General features: G+C 42.5%; 4 protein-coding genes. 3 read left to right on the plus strand and 1 reads right to left on the minus strand.

Features of this window, described 5'->3' with window-relative positions:
- Nucleotides 1-93: 93 nt before the first annotated feature.
- A complete protein-coding gene (locus tag HWQ37_RS00390; protein WP_292742566.1) occupies nt 94-486 on the minus strand; it encodes a hypothetical protein in 393 nt (130 codons plus the stop codon).
- A 517-nt stretch (nt 487-1,003) separates the two neighbouring features.
- On the opposite strand from HWQ37_RS00390, the gene HWQ37_RS00395 reads away from it, so the two are divergent.
- The 3 genes from HWQ37_RS00395 to HWQ37_RS00405 all read left to right on the plus strand — a co-directional run bounded on the left by HWQ37_RS00395 (nt 1,004) and on the right by HWQ37_RS00405 (nt 4,414).
- Nucleotides 1,004-1,399 (plus strand): hypothetical protein, encoded by a 396-nt coding sequence (locus tag HWQ37_RS00395; RefSeq protein WP_465249653.1) that lies wholly within the window; start codon nt 1,004-1,006, stop codon nt 1,397-1,399.
- A gap of 220 nt (nt 1,400-1,619) precedes the next feature.
- Nucleotides 1,620-3,911 (plus strand): tetratricopeptide repeat protein, encoded by a 2,292-nt coding sequence (locus tag HWQ37_RS00400; RefSeq protein ID WP_292742567.1) that lies wholly within the window; start codon nt 1,620-1,622, stop codon nt 3,909-3,911.
- 146 nt (nt 3,912-4,057) lie between these two features.
- A complete protein-coding gene (locus HWQ37_RS00405; protein ID WP_292742568.1) occupies nt 4,058-4,414 on the plus strand; it encodes a DUF433 domain-containing protein in 357 nt (118 codons plus the stop codon).
- Nucleotides 4,415-4,480 lie beyond the last annotated feature (66 nt).

The following is a 4,480-nucleotide window of genomic DNA, read 5'->3' on the forward strand; positions in this document are numbered from 1 at the left end:
AGAATTCAGAATGGGCTAAACGCCCCGCTATCGCTAACAGGAGTCAGAATCAAGAGGCTCTCTACGACTTTTGTTAGGAGGCGAGTGATGAGCTTATGCAGTTTGGCTATTATTAGAGACTTCATCTGTATTAGCTTTTAAGCGGTTGACTAAGCTTTTGCGGATGCGATCGCTTTTGCGAACACCACCCGCCATCTGATATTCATGGCTGTCTTTGCCGTACTTAAAGGCAACTCCCAGGAGCATTTTTTCAGTCAGATCGCTCAAATTTTTTTCCAACTCTTTCATCTCACTTGTGTAAGAGTCAATCACAGCTAGAGTAGTATTATAAGCATCTATTTTGCTACGATACTGCTGGATTAACTGCGTAAGATTTTGCAAGTTCCGAGCATCCCCAAAATCCAGGCTGGGATCAATGGCTTTGAGTCCGGCGATTCTCAATTCGGCTTTCTCTAGAACGCGATATGTACGCTTTTGGCGAGGCATAATTATCTTCTTTTTATGGTTTCTAGAGCTAGCTTGCCCTACTAAAGCCTAATTTTGCTTGGGTAAAATCCACATATATTGGTATCGAGTGTAACTATAGACTCAGCAATATCAACTAAAACTATGATGTTTGTAACGAAAATCGTAGTGGTAGTAACTAAACTCGTAATATTGTAACGAAAAGAATCATGTTTGTAACAAAAATCGTAGTGTTGGTAACTAAACTCGTAAGATTGTAACGAAAAGAATCATGTTTGTAACAAAAATCGTAGCGTTGGTAACTAAACTCGTTATTTTCGTAACTTAAAGGGCGATGTTAGTAGCGATGTTAGTAAGGGCAACTGGTTTAAATTTAAAAAAGCCTAGATATCATAGGCAACATATTGAGAAAGTAATGCTGAACTCTGCAAAATCCGTAACGCCGAGTAAAATGTGGGTTTTTTAACTTAGCTGCGGAATTTAGAACAAAAGCGGTGTGTTAATAAGTAAATAAGATACACATAGTCAAGGCAGGATTATGATAGTTGAAACTGCGGCGATCGCAATCGGTTCTGTAATAGCCACCAAAGCGTTAGAAAAAACTGGCGAAAAAGTAGGCGAAGCTTTATTAGATAAGACTGGTAAGTTTCTTGTCACCCTGAAAAAACAGTCTCCTCATACTGTAGCTGCGATCGAGAAAGCACCAGAACAAGCGATCGATTATCAAAAGGCTGTGCTAGAGGTGGAATTGGCTGCTAAAACTAATCCTGAAGTAGCACAAGCTGCACAGGAGTTAGCCACAGCAGCTAAAGCAGAGCCAAATCCTAAATTTGCTGAAATTCTAGCTATGCCGAACCTAGAAAAGTTGGCAGATAAAATTGGTCAGGTAGTAATGCCAGGAGGGACAGGAAATATTGAAAATCAGTCCTTTTAATCTAAAATTAATTTAAAAATTTAACATGATTCTCAATTAGCCCGCTAGCCCGCCCAGAAATAAATTTCCGGGCTAATAGCTAAAGTCCACTCAAGTGGACTAAAACTTTTTTTCTTAGTCTTCTTTAGAAGACTTTAGCTATTAGCCTTAGAATTCATTCTGAGGCGGGTGTTGCAACTGATGCAAAATTTAAGTGCCACAGCATTTAACTTTACTATCTATGCCTGAAGACTCTGGCAAGCTTGCCCAAAAAATTGGTGTTTTTGCTGCCCCTGGCGCTCAAGTTAACATTGGCACTCAAATTATCAACGGGCAGAAACAGCTAACTCCCACAAAATATATCCCTCGCGGTTCCGTCCATTTCGTCGGGCGAGAAACCGAACTGACAATGCTGCATGAAGACTTGCAGCGCCGAGACTATGTAGCAATAGCGGGAATGGGAGGCGTAGGCAAAACTGAATTAGCCACCCAATACGCGAGACGATATCAACAAGATTATGGGGGAATTACTTGGTTTAACGACAGAGCAACCAATCTCGCCGCCGAAGTTTTAGAGTTTTTCTGGTTGCAATTCGGTTTTGAGATTCCCCAAGAATTAGGAGGAAAACTTTTAAGCCTTAAAGAACAAGTCGCTTGGTGTTGGTCTAAATATCCTAATTCTCCCTTGCCTATTTTAATCGTTTTCGATGACGTAACCGACCTAGCCAACCTCAGCGAAGTCGTTCCCAACGATAACCGCTTTCGAGTTCTGGTGACTACTCGACTGCGGAATTTAGACCGGAATGTTATTCAAGAAATTTCTTTAGATGTTCTCTCGCCCCAAAAAGAACCAGGGAAAGCCTTAGAACTGTTAAAACTACTGTTGGGTAAAAGAGATAAGCGAGTTGAAAACCAACCACAAGCCGCGATCGCAATCTGTGAATGTCTAGAATATTTGCCCTTGGGAATAGAGTTAGTTGGAGGTTATTTAGTACGCGACCCGGAAATATCCTTAGACATCATGTTTAGGCGATTGCAAGAACGTAAATTAGCAGAGTCAGCTTTACAAGACCGGGAAACTCTCAACTCAACTCAACTAGGAGTAAAAGCCGCCTTTGCTTTAACTTGGGAAGAACTTGACCCACTGGCGCAACAACTAGGAATATTTTTGAGTTTATTTTCTCCTGCACTGATTCTTTGGGATTTGGTTATTTGGGTGGCGACAGGTGGAGGGGAAGCAGAAACTCAGGAAGAAAGACAGCTAACTTGGTCAGAAAATGAATTAAACGAAGCTAGAAAGCAACTCTACGGGCGCAACTTGCTGCAACAGGTTGAAGAAAGAGAAGGATGTTATAAAATTCATGCTTTAGTGCGGTGGTTTTTGCAAGGGCAGTTAGCGAATGCTGGCGAGATGAAATTAGTTTTAGAAACAACCTTTGCCACTGCTATGATAGCCGTTGCCCAAATACTTCCCGATTCAGCAACTTCTGAGCAGATTGAAAGCATCAGAGATATTGTTCTTCATCTCGAAGACCTGGGAAACCGTTTAATTGCAGAGATAAAGCAAGTAAGAGAGGCAGAGATAATTTCTCTAGCATCAGTCCCTAACGATCGAGTAATTTCGGTATTTGTGGGGATAGTAAGATTTTATCAGGGACAAGGATTATATAAATTAGCAGAATTCTGGCATGAACAATGCGTAAATGTTTGCCAAGCTCTGTTTGCTGGCGACCATCCCAATGTCGCTACTAGCTTAAACAATTTAGCTTTACTCTACAAAAGCCAAGGGCGCTACAGCGATGCCGAACCTGTCTACATTGAAGCCCTGGCAATGACAAAGCGTCTGTTTGCTGGCGACCATCCCGATGTTGCAGGTAGCTTGAACAATTTAGCAGGACTCTACTATAGCCAAGGGCGCTACAGCGATGCCAAACCTGTCTACATTGAAGCCCTGGCAATGACAAAGCGTCTGTTTGCTGGCGACCATCCCGATGTTGCAGGTAGCTTGAACAATTTAGCAGGACTCTACTATAGCCAAGGGCGCTACAGCGATGCCAAACCTCTCTACATTGAAGCCCTGGCAATGACAAAGCGCCTGTTTGCTGGCGACCATCCCAATGTCGCTACTAGCTTGAACAATTTAGCAGAACTCTACAGAAGTCAAGGGCCGTACAGCGATGTCGAACCCCTCTTGACCCAAGCCTTGGAGATGAGAAAGCGGCTGTTTGCTGGCGACCATCCCGATGTCGCTACTAGCTTGAACAATTTAGCAGGACTCTACTATAACCAAGGGCGGTACAGCGATGCCGAACCTCTTTACATTGATGCCCTAGCAATGAGCCAACGGGTGTTAGGAGTTAATCATCCCACTACAGCAACAATTCAAGAAAATTTAGCAACCCTGCAACGCCAGTCTACTCTCCGTGCTATCTGGATACGTCGTTTAAGTCAGTTTGTCCAAATCTTAATAGCGATATTACTTCTACCGTTTTACCTGCTGTGGCGATTCGTTAAACAACTAACTCGTTATTAAAACATTGGCTCTGCGCCGCAGCTACGCCCGTCGTAGACATCGTTATTCTCTCATCACCACAAATGCGTAGGCGCAGCCCGTCGTAGCGATCGCTGTTCAATTAATACTGTGCTAGTTTAAGAAAACTACTGTAAAACTCAATCAGTATGATCAGTACGACGACTTCTCGCTACGTGACTCGCCAACCTGAAATTTTGTCCGGTGAACCAATTATTGCTAACACTAGAACACCTGTGAGAGCAATTGTAGAAAATTGGCGTTTAGGGATTAGACCAGAAGAAATTCCGCTACACTTACCTCATTTAACTTTAGCCCAAGTCTTTGATGCTCTGAGTTTTTATTTAGATAATCAAACAGAAATCAATGAATATATCGAGCGCAATCATGTTCCTGATGAATTAGTCCATCCAGCTATCAAAGCCAGACTCAATCAAAAATCTGGATTTTATGATATGAGCGCACTTTTGAGCGATCGCTATTCTCTCATCAATGAAGGTGCGTAAGCGTAGCCCGTCGTAGGCGATCGCCTTTTACAATTGGAGTGTTAATTGTATTTACCTCTATGAACT

Source organism: Nostoc sp. NMS4 (genome assembly GCF_017115095.1).
Classification (GTDB): domain Bacteria; phylum Cyanobacteriota; class Cyanobacteriia; order Cyanobacteriales; family Nostocaceae; genus Nostoc.